Below are 22,397 nucleotides of genomic sequence, written 5' to 3'. Positions count from 1 at the left end.
AACATCCACCGCTCATAATGACGTCATCAATTTGAGTTAAGGATGACAACGATGGCGGGTTTTCAACACGTTACGACCACAAAGGTCAAACAGGCAACGCTGGTGGCATTGGATGGAGGGGCAACATCGAGCCCTTATACTCGCCTGTCTCGTAGTCAATTGCGCGCCGGCGAAGTGGCGTTGATTGGTGCCGGTCCTGGCGATCCTGAACTGCTGACGGTCAAAGCGCTCAATTATCTACAACAAGCGGATGTTGTGCTCTATGACTATTTGGTCTCAGAGGACATTATGGCGCTGATCCCCAGCACAACCATTTTAGTTTGTGTGGGGAAACGGGCTGGTCATCATAGTGTTCCACAAGAAAAAACCAATCAACTGCTGGTCGATTTTGCCCAATTGGGTCATCGCGTGGTGAGGATCAAAGGCGGTGATCCTTTTATGTTTGGTCGTGGTGGTGAAGAGTTGGAAGTGTTGGCGGATGCTGGCATCGCATTTCAAGTGATCCCTGGTATTACTGCAGCAGCAGGAGCGACCGCGTACGCTGGTATTCCATTAACCCACCGTGATTATGCACAATCGGCTTTATTTATTACCGGACACTTAAAAAATGACACCATTGATGAGATGGAGTGGCCGACCTTAGCGCGCGGTCATCAAACCTTAGTCATCTATATGGGATTGATGAATGCCACGATGATCACGCAACAACTCCTCCTACATGGACGTCAAGCCTCGACGCCGATTGCGATCATCGAGCGCGGTACTCAACAAGCCCAAAAAGTCTTTCGAGGCGTTTTGCAAGATTTACCCCAATTAGCGACTCAAGCGCAATCACCGGCCTTAATTGTGATTGGTGAGGTGGTCGCGTTAGCCGATAAATTGGCTTGGTTTGGAGAGCAAACTGAGCGTCCCACTCACTACCACTATGCCTAATTGATTATTTTACTCTTGCCATTTTCTTGTTCGAGACAATGACGAGGCAGCGAAAAGGAAACCGACAGAATGGATCCACAACGTTTAACCCATTTACAGCAGCTTGAGGCGGAGAGTATTCATATTCTTCGCGAGGTGGCAGCAGAATTTGCGAACCCAGTGATGATGTACTCGATAGGTAAAGACTCCTCCGTGATGTTGCATCTGGCTCGCAAAGCATTTTATCCGGGAAAAATTCCTTTTCCTTTACTGCATGTGGATACGGATTGGAAATTTCGCGAGATGATCGAGTTTCGTGATGCGGCAGCTGAAAAGTATGGCTTTGAGCTTTTGGTACATAAAAACCCAGAAGGATTGGCGATGGGGATTAATCCTTTTGTGCATGGCTCCTCGAAACACACCGACATCATGAAAACTCAGGGGCTTAAACAAGCGCTGAACCATTATGGGTTTGATGCCGCTTTTGGTGGTGCTCGTCGTGATGAAGAAAAATCCCGAGCTAAAGAGCGAGTGTATTCGTTTCGAGATCAAAACCACACTTGGGATCCGAAAAACCAACGTCCAGAGCTATGGAAAACCTATAACGGGCAAATTAATAAAGGGGAAAGTATTCGCGTATTCCCTTTATCGAACTGGACGGAATTGGATATTTGGCAATACATCTATCTAGAAAACATCGATATTGTGCCGCTGTATCTTGCTGATGTCCGCCCGGTAGTTGAACGAAATGGCATGTTAATTATGGTCGATGATCAGCGGATGCCATTGCAACCGGGTGAAGAGGTTCAATACAAGCGAGTTCGGTTCAGAACCCTCGGCTGCTATCCCCTAACCGGAGCCGTAGAATCTGAAGCCGATACGTTGACCGGGATTATTGAAGAGATGTTGGTGGCAACGTCCAGTGAGCGACAGGGGCGGGCGATCGATCACGATCAGTCTGGATCGATGGAACTGAAAAAACGCCAGGGTTACTTCTAAGGATTTGAGGAAAGAAAATGAACAGTGCAGTGCATGCTCAACTTGCTGAGCTGGGTATTGAAGGATACCTCAGCCAACATCAACATAAATCATTATTACGCTTTCTAACCTGCGGCTCGGTTGATGATGGAAAAAGTACGTTAATTGGTCGTCTGTTGCATGATTCTAAGCAGATCTATGAAGATCAGCTCGCCGCGGTTCATTCGGACAGTCAGCGCGTGGGAACCACCGGAGAGCGGCCCGATCTTGCGCTATTGGTCGATGGCTTACAAGCCGAGCGTGAGCAAGGAATCACTATCGACGTCGCTTATCGCTATTTTTCCACTCAAAAACGCAAATTTATCATTGCCGATACCCCAGGGCATGAACAGTATACGCGTAATATGGCTACCGGGGCGTCGACCTGCGACTTAGCGATTATCTTGATTGATGCTCGTAAAGGGGTATTAGATCAAACCCGCCGACATTCGTTTATTGCCCATTTATTGGGGATCAAACACTTTATCGTCGCGATCAATAAGATGGATTTAGTGGATTATTCCCAAGCGCGATTTGAAGAAATTGCTCAGCAATACGCTGATTTTTCAAAGCATCTTGCCCAAGATATTGCTATTCAGTTGATTCCTATCTCTGCGCTAGAAGGTGACAATGTCGTCGAGAAAAGCCAATTTATGTCTTGGTATCAAGGTGAATCACTGCTCGAGCGACTAGAAAACGTGCAGATTAAGCCACCGAGTCTCAACGCAGATTTTCGTTTTCCCGTTCAGTATGTCAATCGTCCCCATTTAGATTTTCGTGGTTTTGCTGGTACGGTTGCCGCGGGCACAATTCATGTTGGTGATAAGGTCAAAGTGTTACCGTCTGGAAAAACCTCTGCGATTACGCGGATTGTTACTTTTGACGGAGACTTAAGCCATGCCAATGCTGGACAAGCGGTCACCTTGACGTTACAAGATGAGATCGATATCAGTCGTGGTGATCTGTTAGTGTTGGCCGATGCTGATGTTTCGCTAACCTCGCAACTCGTCGCGGATGTGGTATGGATGACAGAGCAGCCACTACAACTTGATCGTGAATACGACATTAAAATCGCAGGTAAGAAAACTCTGGGTCGAGTGACCAACATTGAGCATCAATACGATATTAATCAGCTAAGCACCTTCAATACTGAACAGCTACCACTGAATGGTATTGCCCGTTGTCAATGGCGCTTTACCCATCAACTGGCGGTGGATAACTATCAAGATTGTGCGGATACTGGCGGTTTTATTATTATTGATCGTTTGACTAACGTCACGGTCGGAGCGGGTTTGATTCGCGAGTCGCTGCAAGCCGTAGATTTACCAACTGCAACGGGATTGTCGGCTTTTGAGTTAGAATTTAATGCGTTGGTCCGAAAACATTTCCCTCATTGGGATGCGAAAGATCTCAGCCAGTTCAAGGGGCAATAATGCACACTATCGATAATGTCACTGAACCGACGATCGTTTGGCATGAGCATCATGTTGATAAAGCCCATCGAGCACGATTGAAACAACAGCGCCCAGCGGTATTGTGGTTCACTGGGCTATCTGGAGCTGGAAAGTCAACCATTGCGGGAGCTCTAGAACAACGCCTTGCTGAGCTTGGTTACCATACCTATTTATTGGATGGCGATAATGTGCGTCACGGATTGTGCGCAGATTTAGGTTTTTCAGAGCAAGATCGCCGGGAGAACATTCGCCGCATCGGTGAGCTTGCCAAGTTAATGGCCGATGCAGGATTGATTGTGTTAACGGCTTTTATCTCACCGCATCGTGCTGAAAGGCAACGAGTTCGAGCATTAATGCCTGAAGGTGAATTTTTGGAAGTGTTTGTGAATACTCACTTAGCGGTGTGTGAGCAGCGTGATCCAAAAGGGTTGTATAAGAAAGCACGAGCGGGTGAACTGACTCAGTTTACTGGGATTGATTCGGTGTATGAAGCGCCGCTGGAGGCAGAGATTGATTTGCCCGCTGGTGAAGAGCCGGTCGAGGCATTGGTTGAGCGCTGCATTGTGGCGTTACAGCAACGAGGGATTATTGGTTAAAGCGATACCACTCACCCTTTGATCGTGAAAGCCATTCATCCTGATGAGTGGCTTTTTTTATGTGTGCGATTTATACCGTGTGATGAATGGTACTGCTGGCGTCACTATGGACAATAAATTTTTGTCCTAACAGAGCGATCAGTTGATCATAGTAACCACTATTGGGTTTATTGCCTAATAGTCGGCAGAGTTCATTGCCGGTAGGAGTGAAGCGATAGTACAGCAAGTGCACCCCTTTGGCAGTGACGTTTAATGTGAGCTGTTTACCTTGGTAGCTTAGCGTTAGCGGCGGATCAAATTCAATTGCCCCCGATTCTAATTCTGTGGCATGCAGTAAGCCAAGTTCGATTAATACCAGTAAGCTGGAATAAGGTAATTGGTGACTACCAATATTTAATGTTGAGGTGATATTGCGTTTGCCTAAACTAAAAATACTGTTTTGTACTTTAAGACCAAACAGTAATTTTAAACTCGGATCGCTGCCGAAACTGCAACTCAAACCGGCGGCACGTTGTAAAATTTGCGCTTCTTTGGGAGTCATGTTTTGCAAAATACTCAGTGCTTTCATTGAAGTAAACCCTGGGTTGGTCACTTCACGTTTCAGAACTTGCGCCCACAGACGCTGCATTGATGAGTTATGAATATCTTGCGCCATATCGAAGAAACGGTATAGCCAGTCTTGGTCAGGGTCTCCCGCCGTTTCGTTATGACACGAGAGATGTGCAAGACGTACGATTTGCTCCAGATTTTTTTGTCGCTGCTCTTTTCTCTCTCGCTCACGTTTTAACGCTCTATCTAACGGCGTTTTTTGCGGCTTCTCATCCAGTAATAAGGCATCTAACCCATGTTGCTGAGCAATCGATGAGATACGACTCGCGCTATCTTTTAGATAACTGGATTTTTTCTCTGTATTGGAATGGGTTGTGGTTGGATGCTCAATCACAACCGAGGATTTCAGCTCAGCCATGGGTTACCAAATTTTACCATTGAATCATACTCTAAAATGTACCGTGGATTGGCTAAGGTAACCAGTGAAACTCTTGGTGATAGCGCACAAATTTGCGCTATCATAAATGATAATAACTTGTTAAAATTGTTATCAACAACTGTGGGGGCACACTGACGCAATGAAGTACGATAAAGAAAATCGCTGGTTTAAGCATATATCGACCACTTTACTGTTTTTGATCTATTTGGGGTTATTAAGTTATTTAGCCAAATACATGATGTAACGAGTAAGGTGGTCTTTGAGTTAGCAATTATTTAACAAATGGTTACATGTCATCGTAATCTTCGATCGCGGTTCCTTCAATCAGATAGGCGGTTTCCGCCAGCTCAGCACTAACCACTTCGGTTTTCAATGTTCCTATCACATACACCACATCCCATAACTGTTGAATCGGAGCCCCTTGAGGGTACTTGACGTAAATGATCTGATTCGGTGGCGGTGGGGGGACATGAATACAGGCCCCAAAATAGGGAACCAGTAAAAACTCGGTGATGGAGTTTTCGTCTCCCTCAAGAGGAATGACAAAACCTGGGATTTTTACCTGACTGCCATTGAGCTCACTGCGTACACTGCCCACTTTGATTTGTTGGGCGGGTAGATCGAGGTTGTGATCGATCATTGGCATGCCCATCGCGTTAAATTGGTTGCGCTCATTTTCTGGAATGAGATCAATCCAGTCTAATTGCAGCGGTTCACCATTGGCGTAGACGTTAAAGCTTATCGCCGTAAGTAGTGGCACCAATAAGCTCAGTAACCATTTATACATCTTATTGTTTCTCCTAGAGTCGTATCGTCATACCATCACTGAGTGATTGACGGTAAGCACGCAGTGCAGGAATAAAGCCTATCATGGTGCCAGCCACTTGCACATAGCCCAGCAGTTGCCACTCATAATGAGTCAGGGCCTGGAGTTGCAGTTGAATACCATATTGACTCGCGACGATAGGGGAAGCGACCGCAAGAACAAGATATAAGCCGATTAAACCGGTGACAATGCCTAATAAGGTTAAAACACTCGCTTCGCTGATCAGTAAGGCAAAAATGTGTTTTGGTTGTGCCCCCATCGCACGTAAAATCGACATTTCGCGACGACGTTCTTGCAGGCTAGTCAGTAAGCTACTTAGCATGCCGAGTAACCCGGCAATAACGACAAAAACCGACACCGTCATTAACGCTTGCTCTGCAACGGACATCATTCCCCACAGTTCATGCAGTGCTACACCGGGTAGAATGGCACTTAATGGTTCCGCTCGGTATTGGTTAATTTGTCTTTGTAGCGCAAAGGTCTGAATTTTTGAATGCAAACCGAGTAGCATCGCCGTGATTTGCTGCGGTTCAAATTCACGCTGCTTTAACTCTTCTTTGCTCGGGGTATTGCCTAAATTAGCCCCAGACTCCCAGCCAACATGGATAGCTTCAATGGCTTCAAGAGAGACGTGGACGGTTTTATCTACCGGCGTGCCGGTTGGCGCTAAAATACCGACGACAGTAAAAGGCAGATTATCGTGCCGACTGAAGCCGACATCGCTGATGCCATGAGCGATAATGATCTCACTGCCTAAGTGATAACCGAGTTGTTTGGCGACGTCGGCACCGAGTACAGTCTCAAATAAGCCGGAAAACTCTCTGCCTTGAGAAAAAGTAAGTGGTTGCTTACTTCCATAGCGAAAGTGTTCAAAGTAGTTATGGTTGGTGCCCATGACACGAAAACCACGGTGCGAATCGCCCAGTGAAATCGGGATAGCCCATTTTACGGCGCGATGCTGGCTAAATTCTTGATAGCTTTTCCAATCAATATTATTGGTCGCATTGCCAATCCGAAATACCGAATAAAGCAGAAGATTCACTTGTCCTGAACGCCCTCCGACAATCAGATCGGTACCTGAAATGGTATTAGCAAAACTGCTCTTTGCTTGGGTGCGAATGCGCTCAACGCCCATTAATAAAATGACGGAAATCGCTACGGTAAGAATGGTTAATAAAGCGGTAGTTTTGCGATTCAGTAAGCTTTTCCACGCTAACTTGGTGACTACGCTCATGCAACACCTCGTGCTTGATTAATAGTAGGTAAGTACACACTTCGTTCAAACAGTTTCTCTAAAGTTGGATCGTGGCTAACAAAAACCAGGGTTGTGCCGACACGATTGGCTTCATCTAATAACAGTTCGATAAAGGCACTGCGGTTATCGTAATCGAGTGCGGAAGTGGGCTCATCGGCAATCAGTAGTGGCGGATCGCCAATCAATGCCCTTGCCGCGGCGACGCGTTGTTGTTGACCGATACTTAATTCCGTCACCGGCTTATTAAGCAGTGTGTCACTGAGCTTCAGTTGAGCGAGTAACTGTTTGGCTCGCTCGCGAATATCTCCAGAGACGTTCGCGCGGCGATGAGCTGAAAATTGACAGGGTAGGATGACGTTATCAATCACTGATAAGTAAGGTAATAAGTTAAATTGTTGGAAAATATAACCAATATTGTCAGCGCGAAATTTATCTCGTTGGCGAGATTTGAGTTTAGCTAAGTCATGACCGAGTAAGTGGACATGGCCTTGAGTGGCGGTATTAATTCCGGTCAGTAAGCTTAGTAAGGTCGATTTACCACAACCACTTGGCCCCTTTACAAACAGATGTTGCTTGGCAAGCACGCTCAAAGCATCAATATGGAGGGTCGGTTGAGGATTATTTGGCCACTGAAATTGTACATCGATAAGGTCAATTACGGGAGTGGCGCTTGGCAGCGGTTGGCTGTTCATCACTTATCCTTATTTGATGGAAAATCGGGTAAGCCAGGCTTACCCGATTGGGGCGTGAACGCTTACATCGGTTGATGCATTTACAGTGACAGACGAGTTTGTTGCTTGGTCAGCTCAACGGCAGTTTGTGTACGCTCGGTGAGTAAATTGACCAGCATTTTTTCCGTGCTTGGGAATAAGGCGAACCATTCTGTGTTGATCTGAGTGAGCGCGCCAACATTTTCACATTGATAGTGATATTGCGCAGTAAATTCACCGTGTTGATGCTTGTGATCGTGATGCTTATGATGGTCATGGTCATGGTCATGCTTATGATCATGTCCGTGATCATGATGAGCATGATCGCTATGATCATGGTTATCTTTGTCGCCACTTAGGGTGTGGCTAACATGGGTTTCTTCCAATTGACATTTCGCTGCCGAGCTTAAGGTAAACAGTGATTCTGCTTGTCCTAAGATATCTAATGCGCGATTAAGTGCTTGAACTTGGGTTTCGTTGTGTGGTGCGTGCTCAAAACCCACCACATCTGCGCCCGGAGCAGTGATCTCAATCAGCAAATCCGTGCCATCTTGAGCGATGTTAAGCTCAACTTGTCCATGAACATGAGCATCGTGTTGACGAAATTCTTGATGGGCAAACGCGGCGGTTGATAATACGGCAGAAATACTTAAGGCAAGCAAAGGTTTAGTTAGCATAGTGTTGATTCCATAACATAGGGATAGTAAATATTGTGTTGGTTAATGTATTGAACGGTTCAACGTTTTGGTGGTGAACGTGCTACATAAGTAATGTAGTCGAGTACCAAACAAAATGGGCTAACGATGGCTGGTATAAAACCCTGTGCTGGCCAAATAGGGATGATCAGAGTGGCATGCTCAAGGCCGTGTTTCATTACGGAAAACAGTTGGCAATGATGATCGGTATGTTGAGTTGGATGAATGTCTAATTGATGATTTATCACGGCGATATTGAGCCACAGCACCAACAATACGGCCAGTATACTGACAGTGTTGGTCGATAGACGTAAAGGCTGTGGTTTGACCATCATCTTATACCCAATACAACAAGAAGATTGTTATAGTATAACAATCTTCTTGTCTGGCAAGCCTTAAGGTTATTTTTCTAGCTGTTGTTGAATGAGCGATAGTACGTTTTGAATAGCATCGTCATTTAAAGCTCCTTCTTGGACAAATTGCACGATACCCTGTTTATCGAGCACGATGATCGCTGATGAGCGGTTTTGTAACTGCCAACTTTGTGCCACGATACCCGCTTGGTCAAGGACAATCGACGACCAAGGGAAATCGGTTTTGCTGCTTTGAGCCGATGATTTTACAAACGAGCCCGTTCCCCATACCGCATCATTTTGATTAATGATCGTTGTAGTTTGGTATGCATCACGAGGAAACTCTGCTGCGGTGAGTGCGGCCATGAGAGGGGCGTTCATTTCCTTGGCGGCGCTTCGACCAGCAATAGCTTGAATCACTCGAACCTTACCTGGGAGTTGAGTGCTACTCCATGGTACAAACTGAGTGTCTTTACCCTCCAATATCACTTCGCCATATTTTGCGACGTCGACGGCTGGGAGTGGCTGACCGAGTACTAGATTGTGTGCTGACGCAACGAGACTATGAGTGGCGATCAATAGAGTGAGTAGTATTTTTTTTATCATGGTAAGTCCGTTTTAGTAAATAAGTGGTTTAAGTTGATGGTGTATCGGTATGCAAGGACCGCATTGTGTTCTTGAAATTGGTAATTACTGTTATTGACGTAGGGACTAAAATTATAGAGCAAGAACGCATGTTTGCCTTTTTTGATCTCTAAATAAACCCCGACCGCCTGACCAAACTCACTAAGTTTGATGTTTTTTGTCTCGCCAAACTCGGGATGTAGGGGCTGAGTAATTTGATAATTACCACTCAGATTAAGATAACCTAGCCCAATACCAATCCCCGTTTTTACTTGCCATTTCTCTGGCTGGTGGCGATTAAAATGGTAAAAAAATAATGGCATCGCATACAGCGCATAGCCAGATATTTTGGTATCAAGATTGGTTAGCTGATTGTTTTGATGAAGCGTTTGTCGATTAACTTTGACGAGATTGCCATCCAGTTGAAATTGTACGCCCAACGAGCTTTGCTCTGAAAGATAATAGCCTTTTGATAAGAGAGAGACCGTTGGAGAAAGAGCGAGCTTATTATTCATTTGTGCAATGTTTTGATCGGATTCGTCGCGCACATCAATGTTGTTGGTGGTTAATTGTAGACCCAGATTGAGCTCAATAGCGCAAATTGGGAGGCTATAGCAAAGAGTAAAAATAACGCTCGTTCTTAAATAATTGATCATAACAGAATGCTCTTTCATCATTTAATGAGCCATTAATCAGCTCGCTTCGTTGATATTGCTGAAGCGAGCGTTATATTAGTGAGCTCGATTATTACTCACAAAAAGCACACCCCTGTGCCACCAAGGCCACAATATCCTTGCGGGTTTTTAGCGAGGTATTGCTGGTGAGAACTTTCCGCAAAATAATAAGCGCCAGCAGGAGTAATTTCGGTGGTGATCTCCGTTTTATGGTGTTCGTTTAGCAAAGCTTGATATTCTGCGCGGCTTTGCTCTGCTAGCGTTTGCTGTTCATCGGTGTAAGTGTAGATCACAGAACGATATTGAGTTCCTAAATCATTGCCTTGGCGCATACCTTGGGTTGGATCGTGATTTTCCCAGAAGGCTTGCAACAGTGTTCTCAAGGGTAACACCTTAGGATCGTAGATCACTCGGACGACTTCCGCATGGCCAGTTTTACCCGTACAAACTTCTTGATAGGTTGGGTTTGGAGTAAAGCCGCCAGCATAGCCGACAGAAGTAGAAACGACACCGTCTAAACGCCAAAATAAACGTTCCGCTCCCCAAAAACAGCCCATTCCAATCAGTAATTGCTCTTGTCCCGCGCTAGGTTTGCTGCTTAGGGGGGTATGATGGATAAAATGTTTGTCTTCAAACTCGATGGGAGTAGCACGGCCTGGTAAGGCTTGATCCGCTGAAATAAGCGAAGATTTGTTGAGCATAGCAATTCCTTATTAGTCATAGTCAATGGAACGTTGAGTGAAATTCTGTGTCTCACTGATACAATTTTTATTCAACATCGGATGCGATTGATCCAGAGTATTGTTCTGGAATATCAGCATTGATGATGTGATGACGTTCGTTGTTCGTCTTACGTGCCGAGATCGCTTTATCGCCACATCTGCGTGTAATCTATTGGCGCGTGAGCGATTATCCTACAGACTTCTTATCCTATAGTCGGTATGATTTAAAGTCTATTAACCTGAATTGCGGTAAGGCGCTTAACCACTATTTAACATGAGATCACTCCAATTCTATGTACTATTCGCGACGTTATTCTTCTCCTGCACTGTGTTGGCGAAAGTCGATTTAACCATTCGAGGATTAAGCGGCGATCTAAAAGATAACGTCGATGCCTATCTGTCCTCAATATCGACCAGCGATTACTCGACCCAGTTACGTTTTCAGTCGCGTCTAGAACAAAGGATAACCGCTGCATTAAATGCGCTAGGTTATTATCACCCGACGTTTGTTTTTGAAGTCACGGAACCGGATCGAGCGATGACGGTGCATGTTTCTCCCGGAGAAGTGGTACGTTTGGCGGTGGTTGAGATCGTGATTGAGGGAGAAGCGCAGCAAGATGCGGATTTTGCTCGCGTGATTGAACGTAGTGGCTTAAAGGTTGGTGAGACACTGAATCATAGCCAATACGATAGCCTTAAATCCTCCTTGCGTAACTTAGCGCTCCAAAAGGGGTATTTCGATGGCGATTTTCAGTTAAGTCGTTTGGAAGTGGTTCCCGATCGGCATCAAGCATTTGTTCGTTTACACTTTGACAGTGGCATTCGCTATCATTTTGGCGCCACGTCGATCTCTGGGAGTCAAATTGAAGAGGTTCGTGTTCGTTCACTGCAACCGTTTAAACAAGGCGATCCTTATTTAGTCTCACAAGTTGGTCAATTTAACCTTAACCTAGCCAATACGGATTGGTTTTCATCGGTATTCGTCAAACCCGATTTGGAACAGTTAAATCCTGATCAGCGTGAATTACCTATGGTGGTTGCTTTAGCGCCCAAAGCGCGTAATCAACTAGAAACGGGTATTGGTTATTCAACCGATGTTGGCGTAAGAGGCTCATTAAAATGGAAGAAGCCGTGGTTAAATGAATATGGCCACAGTTTTGATAGTAGTCTATCGATATCGGGTCCTGAACAGAGTATTACCGCAGGGTATAAAATTCCTCTCGAAGATGTACTTCGGCAGTATTACCGTATCCAATATGGGATGAAGCATGTCGATAATCGAGATACTGAAAGTCTTGAATCTAATCTCGTGCTAGAGCGTCATTGGTTGCTCGATAGTGGCTGGCATCGAACGGTGTTTTTGCGCTATCTAATTGAAAGTTATGAGCAGGGTTTACAAGATGATGGAGCGCAATTTTTAATGCCAGGCATTACTTATACCCGTACTCGTACAAGGCTGAATCGCTCGTTATTAACTTGGGGCGATAAGCAAACCATCACCTTAGAATACGCCGATCCCTCAGTAATTTCGGAAACGCGAGCCACTCGAGTCCAAGCTGGTAGCTCTTGGGTCAGAAGCTTAGGTGAGCGTCATCGTGGTCTATTCAGAATTGACGGTAGTGCCAACTTTGCCGACGAGTTCGATAAGCTCTCCCCTTCGCTGCGTTTTTTTGCAGGTGGAGACAACAACCTACGTGGTTATGGTTATCAATCTATTTCGCCGCGGGATGCCAGTGGCTCGTTAACGGGGGCTAAATACATGGCCACCAGCTCATTAGAATATCAATATCGAATTGGTGGTAATTGGTGGGCTGCGCTGTTTGTCGATTATGGTGACGCCTTTAATGACACCCCTGATTGGAAAACAGGGACCGGATTTGGTTTGCGTTGGGTTTCACCCGTGGGGCCGCTGCGACTTGATTTTGCATGGGGATTAGATTCTGAACCCGGCGATCGATTCAAACTGCATTTTACGTTAGGGCCTGAATTATGATTAAGCGAGCGATGAAATGGACCGGTTGGTTATCCGCAAGCTTGGCTGGCATTGTCACGCTTTTGTTGCTGTTGTTTGCTGGGTTATTTTTTACCAACAGTGGCTTAAATGTCTTAGTCTGGGGTGCTCAAAAAGCGTTACCCGATTTCTCGGTTCAATCGACCCAAGGGGCTATTTTCCCCCGTTTCACTCTTTATGGCATTGAATATCAAGAGCCATCATCCGCTATTGATCTGCAGCTTGAGCAGTTAACGCTCGCGGTAAATGCGAACTGCTTACTCGAACCGATGATCTGTATTAATGAGGTGATTGTCTCGGGATTGCAGTTTAATTTTGAATCTATTGCCGATTCAACGAATGAGTCGGCAGAGGTGGCATCAGTTCCAGTGACCGCGATTTCTACACCCGTGCCAATCAAATTGGGCCGATTAACCTTGAATAATATTCAGCTTAATCTGCTTGGTAATCAGATTGACTGGCAGCACTTTACGACCAGTGGCTCACTACAAGGCGATCGATTAACGATTGATCGCACGTTATGGCGAGGCGTACGCATTGCATTGGCTGAAGAACAGACGGAGCCGTCGGCTGCGACGAGCGCTTCTTCATCCGATGCGCTGCCGATAAGCTTACCTGAGGTTATTATTCCATTGCGAATCGAGCTGAGTCGCTTTGAATTGCGCGATTTTCTCCTCGAGCAAGCATCACCGATCGCCATTAATCACTTGGTGCTACAAGCTCAAGCCTTTCAGTCTCAAATTGACGTAAAAAACATAACCCTTGATATGCCAGAGCTGGACGCCTCTCTAACGGGGCGGGCGACTTTGCGAGGTGATTATCCTCTGAATCTCACTTTTCAGTCATTGCTGAAGTTACCAGAAGCGAAGGGACAAACTTTACAATTAAAGGCCTCAGGCAGTATGGCCGATCTCGCTTTGGAGGCGCAACTTGCCGGACTGGCACAGGCCCAGTTGCAAGCGAAATTAAAACCGCTACAACCCGATATGCCTTTTGATATCAAGGTGCAGCAGCTAAAAGCCCAGTGGCCGCTGGTCGGTGAAGGCGATTATGTTGTGCAAGCCCCTTTGCTTAACGCAAAGGGGAAGCTCAATGATTATCAGCTAGCCATCGAAGCAACACTAGCAGGACTGGATCTCCCTGAGATGAGCTTGGCAGTTCAAGGACAGGGTTCATTGACCCAGATAGCCTTGCATTCACTGCTTTTGAAGACCCTAAATGGTGAGATTGAGGGCGAACTGCAAGCCAACTGGCAACCAAACATTGATTGGCAAGCCAAGCTCAACGTTAAGCAGATTAATCCCGGTTTGCAATGGCCTGAAGCACCAGGGATGATCAGCGGCCAGTTAATCACTTCTGGCAAGTTGACCGAGCAAGGCGGCTTTGAGATTGGCCTGCCATTACTGGCTATTAATGGTGATTTTCGTGGCTATCCGTTGGATATTAAAGGGCAACTCAACGCCGCCGATCCGCGAGGTCAAGGGGAGTATCGCATCTCTACCTCTGGGTTAACGTTCGCGCACGGACCGAATCTCTTGACCGCCAAAGGTCAATTAGACCAACAGTGGCAAATGGATGTGGCTTTATCGTTAAAAGATTTAGCGAAAACAGTGCCGGATCTATCGGGGCAAGTAGCAGGTCACGTAACGCTACGTGGGCAACTGACAGAGCCAGATATTCAGCTGGATTTGCGCGCAGATCAGCTGGCTTGGTTAAACGAGGCAACGATTCGCGAATTATCGTTAGTTGGCCAGTTAACACCGCTGCCCTTACCACAAGCAGATTTACATCTCTCGATGACGGATGTCCGTTACCAAGAGCAGAACATAGAATCACTGCTATTGTCGTTGAATGGTCAGCAAGAGCAACATCATTTGACGTTAGAGGTTAAATCTCCCCTTGTGTCTAGCCAACTGGCGATATCAGGACGGCTTACCGAGTCGACCGCTTGGCGTTGGGATGGCCAGCTTGAGCGTATGAATATCGAGTCCATACAAGGGCCATGGCAGTTGAGTCATGCTACGGATATCAATGTTGACCTCGACCAAGCTCGTGCGATGATAGCGCCGCACTGTTGGTTACAAGCGGATGCCTCTCTGTGTCTTGAAGAAAGCGCCAGTGTAGGGGATAGCGGTGCAGTTCAACTCGCTATCAACCATTTCCAATTCAGTCAAATTCAAGGATTACTGCCATCAGAAACCCAGATAAAGGGGGAACTGAATGGTCAGTTATCGGCTCAGTGGTCAGCACAGGCGGCACCACAAGTTAAGCTTTCCGTTACCTTACCAGCCGGCGAAGTGGAGCAAAATTTGTCACAACCGATTATTTTGGGATGGGATGCGATGCAGCTTAATGCTGAATTAGCCAATAATTCCTTACAAGCGGACTGGTCGTTGCAAGTGACAAATAATGGTCAGTTTTCTGGTCATGTACAGATCCCCGATGTCACTGCAGAAGAAAAACAGTGGCAGGCCGGACTAAAACTGACCCCCTTTCATCTTGATTTTCTACAGCCATTAGTCGGTGAGTTTAGTCAAGCGGATGCGACGATAACGGCTGATTTAAGTTTGCAAGGGGCCATGCTTCATCCTCAAGTGCTGGGTAATATTGAGTTGACGGGGTTGCAGCTCAAAGGTGATATCTCTCCGGTTGATATGGATTCGGGCCAAGTTACGCTAGACTTTTCTGGTTACCAAGCGGCGCTGCATGCACAAATTGGTACGCCCGAGGGCTTACTGAATGTCACTGGTGATGCTGATTGGCACAACATGGCTGAGTGGCGAGTGAACAGTCGAGTGTTTGCCGATTCGCTGTTGGTGGATATGCCACCGATTGTAAAAATGAAGGTGATCCCTGATTTAACCTTAACCATGCAACCAGATGTGGCACAAGTCACCGGTTCTATCCATCTTCCTTGGGGACGGATTACGGTCGAAGAGCTACCTCCGAGCGCCATCGAAGTGTCTAAAGATCAAGTCATACTGAGTAAAGATTTACAGCCTTTAAGTGAGCAGAGCCGTTTACCACTGCGCATTGAAACGGATGTTGAGATCGTAATTGGTGACGATGTTCGTCTGAGTGCTTTTGGCTTAGAAGGCGGGCTACGAGGCCGATTGAATGTCACGCAGCGCGATCGTGGGCCATTGGTGATTGGTGAAGTTAATATTTTGCAGGGTCAGTATCGATCGTTTGGTCAGGATTTACAGATCCAAGAAGGTAAAATTTTAATGAATGGCCCAGTCGATCAGCCTTTTGTGTCGATTAAAGCGATTCGTAATCCAAATAATACTCAAGATGGTGTGATTGCCGGTATCCAAGTAACAGGGTCCGCTGATGAGCCGATGATCACCATTTTCTCTGAGCCAGCGATGCCACAAGCGAATGCTTTATCTTATTTATTACGTGGACAAGATATTGATGGTGAAGCTGGCGGTAATGCGATGACCATGACGCTGATTGGGCTAAGCTTAGCGCAAAGCGGTAAAGTGGTGGGTCGAATTGGCGAGGAGTTTGGCGTACAAGATCTGCAATTGGATACTGCCGGTTCGGGGGATGATGCACAAATTACTGTGAGTGGCTATATTTTACCTGGTTTACAAGTTAAATATGGGGTGGGAATTTTCAACTCTGTCGGTCAATTTACCATTCGTTATCGTTTAATGAGGGACCTCTATTTGGAAGCGGTCTCTGGAGTCGATAGTGCGATTGATTTGCTCTATCGCTTTGAATTTAACTAAGGAGGGTTATATTGCTGTCTCTAGTGTTTGTTTATGGCACCTTACGACAAGGGCAAAGCCATCACGATTATTTAAGCGCAAGTAAGCTTTTGGGTTATTTTGAAACACCGCCAAGCTATGCGTTGCATGATCTTGGTCCGTATCCGGGATTGATTGCTGGTCAGCAATCAATCAAAGGGGAAGTGTATCAAGTCGATGAGCGCACATTGGCAAAACTTGATGTATTAGAAGATGTCCCCGTTGAATATCGACGTGAAACGATTGATACTCCTTACGGTCTGGCTTGGATATACATTTATCAAGAGGCGTCGCGGCTTGATTCTGAAATTGAATCTGGCGATTGGTGCCAACGTATTTAAGCCGTGTTTTCTCAATGAAAAAAGCCAGCAATGCTGGCTTTTTGAGCTTATTCACCCTGACTTAATCAGGGGAAAGAGCCTTATTTTTGCTGTGCACGCTCGTAAGAAGAGAGGATTTCAGCACGCGCAGAAGCGGCATCTTCCCAACCTTCTACTTTTACCCATTTACCGCTTTCTAGCTCTTTATAACGCTCGAAGAAATGCGTGATCTGAGCTTTCAGCAGTGCTGGAATATCATTCACATCTTGAATGTGGTCGTACTCTTTAGACAGCTTAGAGTGTGGAACGGCGATGACTTTGGCATCTTCACCTGACTCATCACTCATCTTCAGAACACCCACTGGACGACAACGAATCACAGAACCCGGGATTAATGGGTAGGGTGTTGGAACCAATACATCAACTGGGTCACCATCAAGAGATAGTGTGTGGTTCACATAACCGTAGTTACATGGGTAGAACATAGGCGCAGACATAAAACGGTCAACGAATACAGCACCAGAATCTTTATCTACTTCGTATTTGATTGGATCAGCGTTCGCTGGGATCTCAATCACTACATAGATATCATCTGGCAGAGATTTTCCTGCTGGCACATTATTTAAGCTCATTACGGTTTCCTTTTGGTTAGCCGGATTTTAAAAAGTGTCGCTCATTATTATGCAAACTGCACGTCGGTGCAAAACCGACGTGCAGAAAAAGGCGAAGTTTACCTGTAAAAAGCCGGATACCCAAGTAGCAGTGCTCAACTCGATGGGCTTTTAGCTCCTGCTAACTTTAAGGATCAGCGCTATGGGTTAGATTTGTTCTATAGTTGTTCGATATTGATCGACAACGCTCAGTCAGTTGAGTCCCGTTCAGATGACTATTCATCTGGGTAGGTTTCAAGGAACTGAGAGACTTTTTCAACCATCTGTTTTGAACCGACAAAAAACGGCACACGCTGGTGTAACTCGGTAGGTTTGATATCAAGGATACGTTGTCTGCCATCTGTCGCTAAGCCCCCCGCTTGCTCAATCAATAGCGCCATCGGGTTGCATTCATACAGCAAACGCAGCTTACCGTTGGGGTGACTTTGAGTGCTTGGATAAAGATAGATGCCGCCTTTGAGTAAGTTGCGGTGAAAATCGGCAACTAATGAACCAATATAACGTGAGGTGTAAGGGCGGTTATCTTCCGGTACGCTCTCTTGACAGTATTTAATGTATTTTTTAACGCCGGTTGGAAAACGAATGTAGTTACCTTCGTTGATGGAGTAAATTTTGCCCTGCTCTGGGATGCGCATATTTTCATGAGAGAGACAAAATGAACCAATCGACGGGTCGTAAGTAAAGCCATTGACGCCATTGCCGGTGGTGTACACCAACATAGTCGAGGAGCCATAAATCACATAGCCAGCGGCTACTTGTTTATGGCCGGGCTGAAGGAAATCTTCTGCGGTTGGTGGTCCGCCAACGGGAGAGATGCGGCGATAAATCGAGAAAATGGTCCCCACTGAAACGTTGACATCAATATTCGATGAGCCATCGAGCGGATCCATTAACACGACATATTTCGCATTTTGGTTGAGCTCTTTATTGAAGGCGACCGCCTCGTCTTCTTCTTCACTAGCCACACCGCAGACTTGATCGCGCGCTTCTAAAGCCGCTTTAAACTTATCGTTAGCGTAGACATCCAGTTTTTGTTGCTCTTCACCTTGAATATTATCGTTACCCGATGCGCCAGTAATATCAGCTAATCCAGCTTTATTGATTTCTCGGTTAACGATTTTAGCGGCAAGACGAATGGACGCAAGTAGAGAGGAGAGTTCACCGCTTGCATGGGGGAAGTCGTGTTGTTTTTCAACAATAAACTCACCAAGGGTGCGCATCTTCGACATGTTATTTCCTTAACACTTATTGGTTCTGGGGGAGAAAGGTAACGCGAAAGAGTAGGGTCATCAGCGTTGGTGTTCTTACTCCTTGAGAAGAAAGCAAATTTAGCTACCTTTTCAAGGTGTTTCGTTATAGCGGTGATTTTAAATCCTAGAACTTTTTACGAGTAATAAACTAACTGCCGAAGATCTCAATTTAGATGTCGACTTTCGATAAATTACATTATGGCGATTTGCGGTACTCGCTTTTATGGTATGGATCAGGATAATGGTCAGGCAGACAAACAGCACAAGTGAGATCAGGTTGATGCATATTCATATTTTAGGGATTTGTGGCACTTTTATGGGCGGATTGGCGATCCTCGCTCGTCAGTTAGGTCATCAAGTGACGGGCAGTGATGTGAATGTCTATCCACCAATGAGTACGATGTTATCATCACAAGGCATTGAAATTATTGAGGGTTTCAATCCTGATCAGCTAAACCCACGTCCTGATCTGGTGGTGATTGGTAACGCGATGAGTCGTGGCAATCCTTGTGTTGAGTATGTCTTAAACCATAATTTACGCTATACCTCTGGGCCGCAATGGTTACATGATTTCTTATTGCAAGATCGTTGGGTTCTGGCTGTGGCGGGAACGCATGGTAAAACGACCACCGCGAGCATGTTGACGTGGATTTTAGAACAGTGTGGCTATCAGCCTGGTTTTCTTGTCGGTGGCGTATTAGGGAACTTTGATCTCTCTGCCCGTTTGGGAGAAAGCATGTTTTTTGTGGTTGAAGCCGATGAATATGACAGTGCTTTTTTCGATAAGCGTTCTAAGTTTGTTCATTATCACCCACGAACCTTGATCCTGAATAACTTAGAGTTTGATCATGCGGATATTTTTGATGATCTTGAAGCGATCAAGCGTCAGTTCCATCACTTAATCCGCACTTTACCGGGTAATGGGCGAGTGTTTGCTCCGCAGCAAGACTCGGCCTTAGCCGATGTGTTGAGTCGAGGATGCTGGAGTGAACGAGAATTTATTGGTCAGCAGGGGCAATGGCAGGCTAAAAAACACAACCCGCAAGGCTCACAATTTGCGGTCTATTTTCAAGATCAGCGAGTGGGTGACGTTGAGTGGTCATTGATTGGTGATCACAATGTAAATAATGCCTTAATGGCGATTGCCGCGGCGCGTCATGTGGGAGTCACGCCAGATTTAGCCTGTCAGGCATTAGCAAGCTTTATCAATACTAAGCGCCGTTTAGAGCAAAAAGGTCAGGAAAATGGCGTTACTGTTTATGATGATTTTGCTCATCATCCGACGGCGATTGAACTAACTTTGTCTGGCTTACGTAACAAGGTCGGCAGTGAGAAGATCATTGCTGTCGTCGAACCTCGCTCTGCAACCATGAAATTAGGTGTGCACAAAGGCACGCTGGCGGCATCACTCGCGCAAGCTGATTCAGTCTATCTTTTTCAGCCTAACGAATTAGCGTGGTCGGTTGATGAGGTGGCTCAGCAATGCTCCTCACCCGCTTATGTGAGCAATAATATCGACGACTTAGTTGAGAAAATTGGCGCAGCAGCCAAACCGGGCACGCACATTTTAGTGATGAGTAATGGTGGCTTTGGCGGCATACATAACAAGTTACTTGCCACGCTTAAAAAGCGCGCTCAGTAACACTTTAGGCATTAAATAAAAAGTGACCGACATGACAACACATAACCAAGCCATTACATTAGCCTGGACCGGAGCCTCTGGCGCACCCTATGGACTGCGTCTTTTAGAATGTTTACTCGCTAGTGATCACACCGTGTATTTGCTTATCTCATCGGCCGCCAGAGTGGTATTAGCGACGGAACATGGTTTGCAATTGTCTAGTCAACCCCAAGCGGCGCAGCAGCAGTTGGTTAAGCAGTTTAATTGCGATCCGAGTAAACTGATCGTCTGTGGCAAAGAAGAGTGGTTTTCCCCCGTGGCTTCAGGCTCTGCGGCACCGAAAAAAATGGTGGTTTGTCCTTGTTCAACAGGCAGCGTTGCTGCTATCGCTCATGGTATGTCGGACAACTTGATTGAGCGCGCTGCAGATGTGGTGCTCAAAGAGCGAGGACAGTTACTGCTGGTGGTTCGCGAAACCCCGTTCTCTACCCTGCATTTAGAGAATATGCATAAATTATCGCAAATGGGCGTTACCATTATGCCGGCAGCGCCCGGTTTTTATCATCAGCCTAAATCGATCGATGATTTGGTTGATTTTATGGTAGCTCGAATTCTCGACCATCTAGGGATTGAACAGGGACTTGTGCCGCGCTGGGGTTATGATCAGCGTTAAGTAGCTTCTTTCATGTTTTAGCATTACAATCTTATTCACTCATCGGGGAGCCAACCATTCATCATCGAATGGCGCTGAGATCAAGCCATGCTTGGGACCCGCATTAGTCATCGTCTTGACCGTCAAGCGATACTGACTAAACACCTGAACCAGATAATACTGGCGTAGGAATTGAGCAGGAGATTCGACACAGACTCATGGACGCTGTCTCACTCTTTCTCAAGCCTGTGCCGCTCACCATGGAGCGCAAGCCTTGAAAAATCAATACTCTATCATCGCATTAACTAGCCTATTCTGTTCTTCCCTCGCGCTTGCCGCGCCACCCACGACAACCGATAAACCAACCTTGACGGTGTATACCTATAGTTCATTTATCGCGGATTGGGGGCCGGGTCCGGTGATTAAAAAAGCGTTTGAAGCTGAGTGCAACTGTCAACTGAACTTGGTTGGTTTGGATGACGGCGTATCGATTTTAAATCGCTTACGTCTTGAAGGTCGCCATACTAAAGCGGATGTTTTGTTGGGTTTGGATAACAACTTGATGACCGAAGCAGAACAAACAGGACTGTTAGCCCCTCATTCTGTCGATTTATCAGCACTGACTCTGCCGAATGGTTGGAGTGATGAGACCTTTATCCCTTACGATTATGGCTATTTTGCGTTTGTGTATAACCAGCAAACCTTAACTCATCCACCGCAGAGCCTGAAAGAACTGGTCGAACAGCGCGATGACTTGACGATTATTTATCAAGATCCGCGGACCTCAACTCCAGGTCAAGGGTTGCTACTATGGATGAAGTCGGTCTACGGTGATCAAGTCGCCACCGCATGGCAGCAACTGGCGAAAAAAACTGTCACGGTGACCAAAGGGTGGTCGGAAGCTTATTCAATGTTTTTAAAAGGGGAGGCCGATATGGTGCTCTCTTATACGACTTCTCCTGCTTACCATAAGATGGCTGAAAATGACCATCGTTATACCACGGCTAACTTTGCTGAAGGTCACTACATGCAGGTTGAAGTTGCGGCTAAGGTGAAAAGTAGTCCTAACCAAGCATTAGCGGCTCAATTTATGCAATTTATCGTCAGTGATGCCTTCCAATCGGCTATCCCAACCACCAACTGGATGTATCCTGTAACCAATGTAGCTTTGCCTGACGCTTTCTCTGAATTACAACAACCCAGCCAATCATTGACCTTTAGTGCCAACGAAGTAGCGGCACAGCGTCGTCATTGGATTCGTGAGTGGCAACACGCATTGACTTTTTAATCG

19 protein-coding genes and 2 pseudogenes are annotated in these 22,397 nt (G+C 46.0%); 10 read left to right on the top strand and 11 right to left on the bottom strand.

The features are described from left to right. Nucleotides 1-147: 147 nt before the first annotated feature. From cobA to cysC, 4 genes and pseudogenes are all read left to right on the top strand, one after another. A pseudogene (cobA, locus tag FKN93_RS00310) lies at nt 148-933 on the top strand (uroporphyrinogen-III C-methyltransferase); the annotation flags it as partial. A 66-nt stretch (nt 934-999) separates the two neighbouring features. Further along, nucleotides 1,000-1,911: pseudogene (gene cysD, locus FKN93_RS00305) on the top strand (sulfate adenylyltransferase subunit CysD); the annotation flags it as partial. A 17-nt stretch (nt 1,912-1,928) separates the two neighbouring features. Beyond that, on the top strand, nt 1,929-3,362 hold the full coding sequence (gene cysN, locus FKN93_RS00300) for a sulfate adenylyltransferase subunit CysN (protein ID WP_154170026.1): 1,434 nt from the start codon (nt 1,929-1,931) through the stop codon (nt 3,360-3,362). After that, nucleotides 3,362-3,979 (top strand): adenylyl-sulfate kinase, encoded by a 618-nt coding sequence (cysC, locus tag FKN93_RS00295; RefSeq protein WP_154170028.1) that lies wholly within the window; start codon nt 3,362-3,364, stop codon nt 3,977-3,979. The genes cysN and cysC overlap by 1 nt, the downstream gene beginning before the upstream one ends. Before the next feature lie 70 nt (nt 3,980-4,049). Here the strand turns inward: cysC and FKN93_RS00290 are convergent, their stop codons facing one another. From FKN93_RS00290 to msrA, 9 genes are all read right to left on the bottom strand, one after another. Further along, nucleotides 4,050-4,946 carry a TIGR03899 family protein gene (locus FKN93_RS00290; protein WP_154170030.1) on the bottom strand — a complete coding sequence of 299 codons (897 nt, stop codon included), beginning with the start codon at nt 4,944-4,946 and terminating at the stop codon, nt 4,050-4,052. 307 nt (nt 4,947-5,253) lie between these two features. After that, nucleotides 5,254-5,754, bottom strand: a complete 501-nt coding sequence (locus FKN93_RS00285; protein WP_158144649.1) for a DUF3299 domain-containing protein — start codon at nt 5,752-5,754, stop codon at nt 5,254-5,256. A 13-nt stretch (nt 5,755-5,767) separates the two neighbouring features. Then, nucleotides 5,768-7,027 carry an FtsX-like permease family protein gene (locus tag FKN93_RS00280; protein ID WP_154170034.1) on the bottom strand — a complete coding sequence of 420 codons (1,260 nt, stop codon included), beginning with the start codon at nt 7,025-7,027 and terminating at the stop codon, nt 5,768-5,770. Continuing rightward, nucleotides 7,024-7,740 (bottom strand): ABC transporter ATP-binding protein, encoded by a 717-nt coding sequence (locus tag FKN93_RS00275; RefSeq protein WP_158144650.1) that lies wholly within the window; start codon nt 7,738-7,740, stop codon nt 7,024-7,026. Before FKN93_RS00275 ends, FKN93_RS00280 begins: the two co-directional genes overlap by 4 nt. 80 nt (nt 7,741-7,820) lie before the next feature. Further along, the gene (locus tag FKN93_RS00270; protein WP_170904262.1) at nt 7,821-8,435 is read right to left on the bottom strand and encodes a DUF2796 domain-containing protein; all 615 of its coding nucleotides are present in this window, start codon (nt 8,433-8,435) and stop codon (nt 7,821-7,823) included. A gap of 59 nt (nt 8,436-8,494) precedes the next feature. Continuing rightward, the gene (locus tag FKN93_RS00265; protein ID WP_233268182.1) at nt 8,495-8,788 is read right to left on the bottom strand and encodes a DUF2607 family protein; all 294 of its coding nucleotides are present in this window, start codon (nt 8,786-8,788) and stop codon (nt 8,495-8,497) included. Between the two features lie 66 nt (nt 8,789-8,854). Continuing rightward, nucleotides 8,855-9,412, bottom strand: a complete 558-nt coding sequence (locus FKN93_RS00260) for a YtfJ family protein (protein WP_170904261.1) — start codon at nt 9,410-9,412, stop codon at nt 8,855-8,857. Beyond that, nucleotides 9,409-10,086: a hypothetical protein gene (locus FKN93_RS00255; RefSeq protein ID WP_154170043.1), complete on the bottom strand. Its 678-nt coding sequence runs from the start codon at nt 10,084-10,086 to the stop codon at nt 9,409-9,411. Before FKN93_RS00255 ends, FKN93_RS00260 begins: the two co-directional genes overlap by 4 nt. A 95-nt stretch (nt 10,087-10,181) precedes the next feature. Next, a complete protein-coding gene (msrA, locus tag FKN93_RS00250) occupies nt 10,182-10,805 on the bottom strand; it encodes a peptide-methionine (S)-S-oxide reductase MsrA (RefSeq protein WP_154170045.1) in 624 nt (207 codons plus the stop codon). A gap of 295 nt (nt 10,806-11,100) precedes the next feature. On the opposite strand from msrA, the gene FKN93_RS00245 reads away from it, so the two are divergent. The 3 genes from FKN93_RS00245 to FKN93_RS00235 are packed head-to-tail and all read left to right on the top strand — an operon-like array spanning nt 11,101 to nt 16,933. Further along, nucleotides 11,101-12,819 (top strand): autotransporter assembly complex family protein, encoded by a 1,719-nt coding sequence (locus tag FKN93_RS00245; protein ID WP_170904260.1) that lies wholly within the window; start codon nt 11,101-11,103, stop codon nt 12,817-12,819. Beyond that, entirely contained in the window at nt 12,816-16,574 is a 3,759-nt protein-coding gene (locus tag FKN93_RS00240; protein WP_170904259.1) for a translocation/assembly module TamB domain-containing protein, read from the top strand. The genes FKN93_RS00245 and FKN93_RS00240 overlap by 4 nt, the downstream gene beginning before the upstream one ends. An 11-nt stretch (nt 16,575-16,585) precedes the next feature. Continuing rightward, a complete protein-coding gene (locus tag FKN93_RS00235) occupies nt 16,586-16,933 on the top strand; it encodes a gamma-glutamylcyclotransferase (RefSeq protein ID WP_154170047.1) in 348 nt (115 codons plus the stop codon). Between the two features lie 80 nt (nt 16,934-17,013). On the opposite strand, the gene ppa is transcribed toward FKN93_RS00235, so the two are convergent. Together ppa and fbp are read right to left on the bottom strand one after the other, a co-directional pair. Then, on the bottom strand, nt 17,014-17,544 hold the full coding sequence (gene ppa, locus FKN93_RS00230) for an inorganic diphosphatase (RefSeq protein ID WP_004394570.1): 531 nt from the start codon (nt 17,542-17,544) through the stop codon (nt 17,014-17,016). Nucleotides 17,545-17,798: 254 nt separating this feature from the next. After that, a complete protein-coding gene (fbp, locus tag FKN93_RS00225; RefSeq protein WP_004394571.1) occupies nt 17,799-18,812 on the bottom strand; it encodes a class 1 fructose-bisphosphatase in 1,014 nt (337 codons plus the stop codon). Between the two features lie 301 nt (nt 18,813-19,113). Here fbp and mpl point away from each other — a divergent pair, with 301 nt between their 5' ends. The 3 genes from mpl (at nt 19,114) to thiB (ending at nt 22,394) form a co-directional block, all read left to right on the top strand. Next, nucleotides 19,114-20,475: a UDP-N-acetylmuramate:L-alanyl-gamma-D-glutamyl-meso-diaminopimelate ligase gene (gene mpl / locus FKN93_RS00220; protein ID WP_170904258.1), complete on the top strand. Its 1,362-nt coding sequence runs from the start codon at nt 19,114-19,116 to the stop codon at nt 20,473-20,475. 31 nt (nt 20,476-20,506) lie between these two features. After that, entirely contained in the window at nt 20,507-21,127 is a 621-nt protein-coding gene (locus tag FKN93_RS00215) for a flavin prenyltransferase UbiX (RefSeq protein ID WP_170904257.1), read from the top strand. A 253-nt stretch (nt 21,128-21,380) separates the two neighbouring features. Then, nucleotides 21,381-22,394, top strand: coding sequence for a thiamine ABC transporter substrate binding subunit (gene thiB, locus FKN93_RS00210; RefSeq protein ID WP_170904256.1), 1,014 nt, complete (start codon nt 21,381-21,383; stop codon nt 22,392-22,394). The last annotated feature ends 3 nt before the right edge of the window (nt 22,395-22,397 follow it).

Source organism: Vibrio sp. A8-1, assembly GCF_013048685.1.
Classification (GTDB): Bacteria; Pseudomonadota; Gammaproteobacteria; order Enterobacterales; family Vibrionaceae; genus Vibrio; species Vibrio metschnikovii.
This window is presented reverse-complemented; position numbering and strand designations above follow the sequence as displayed.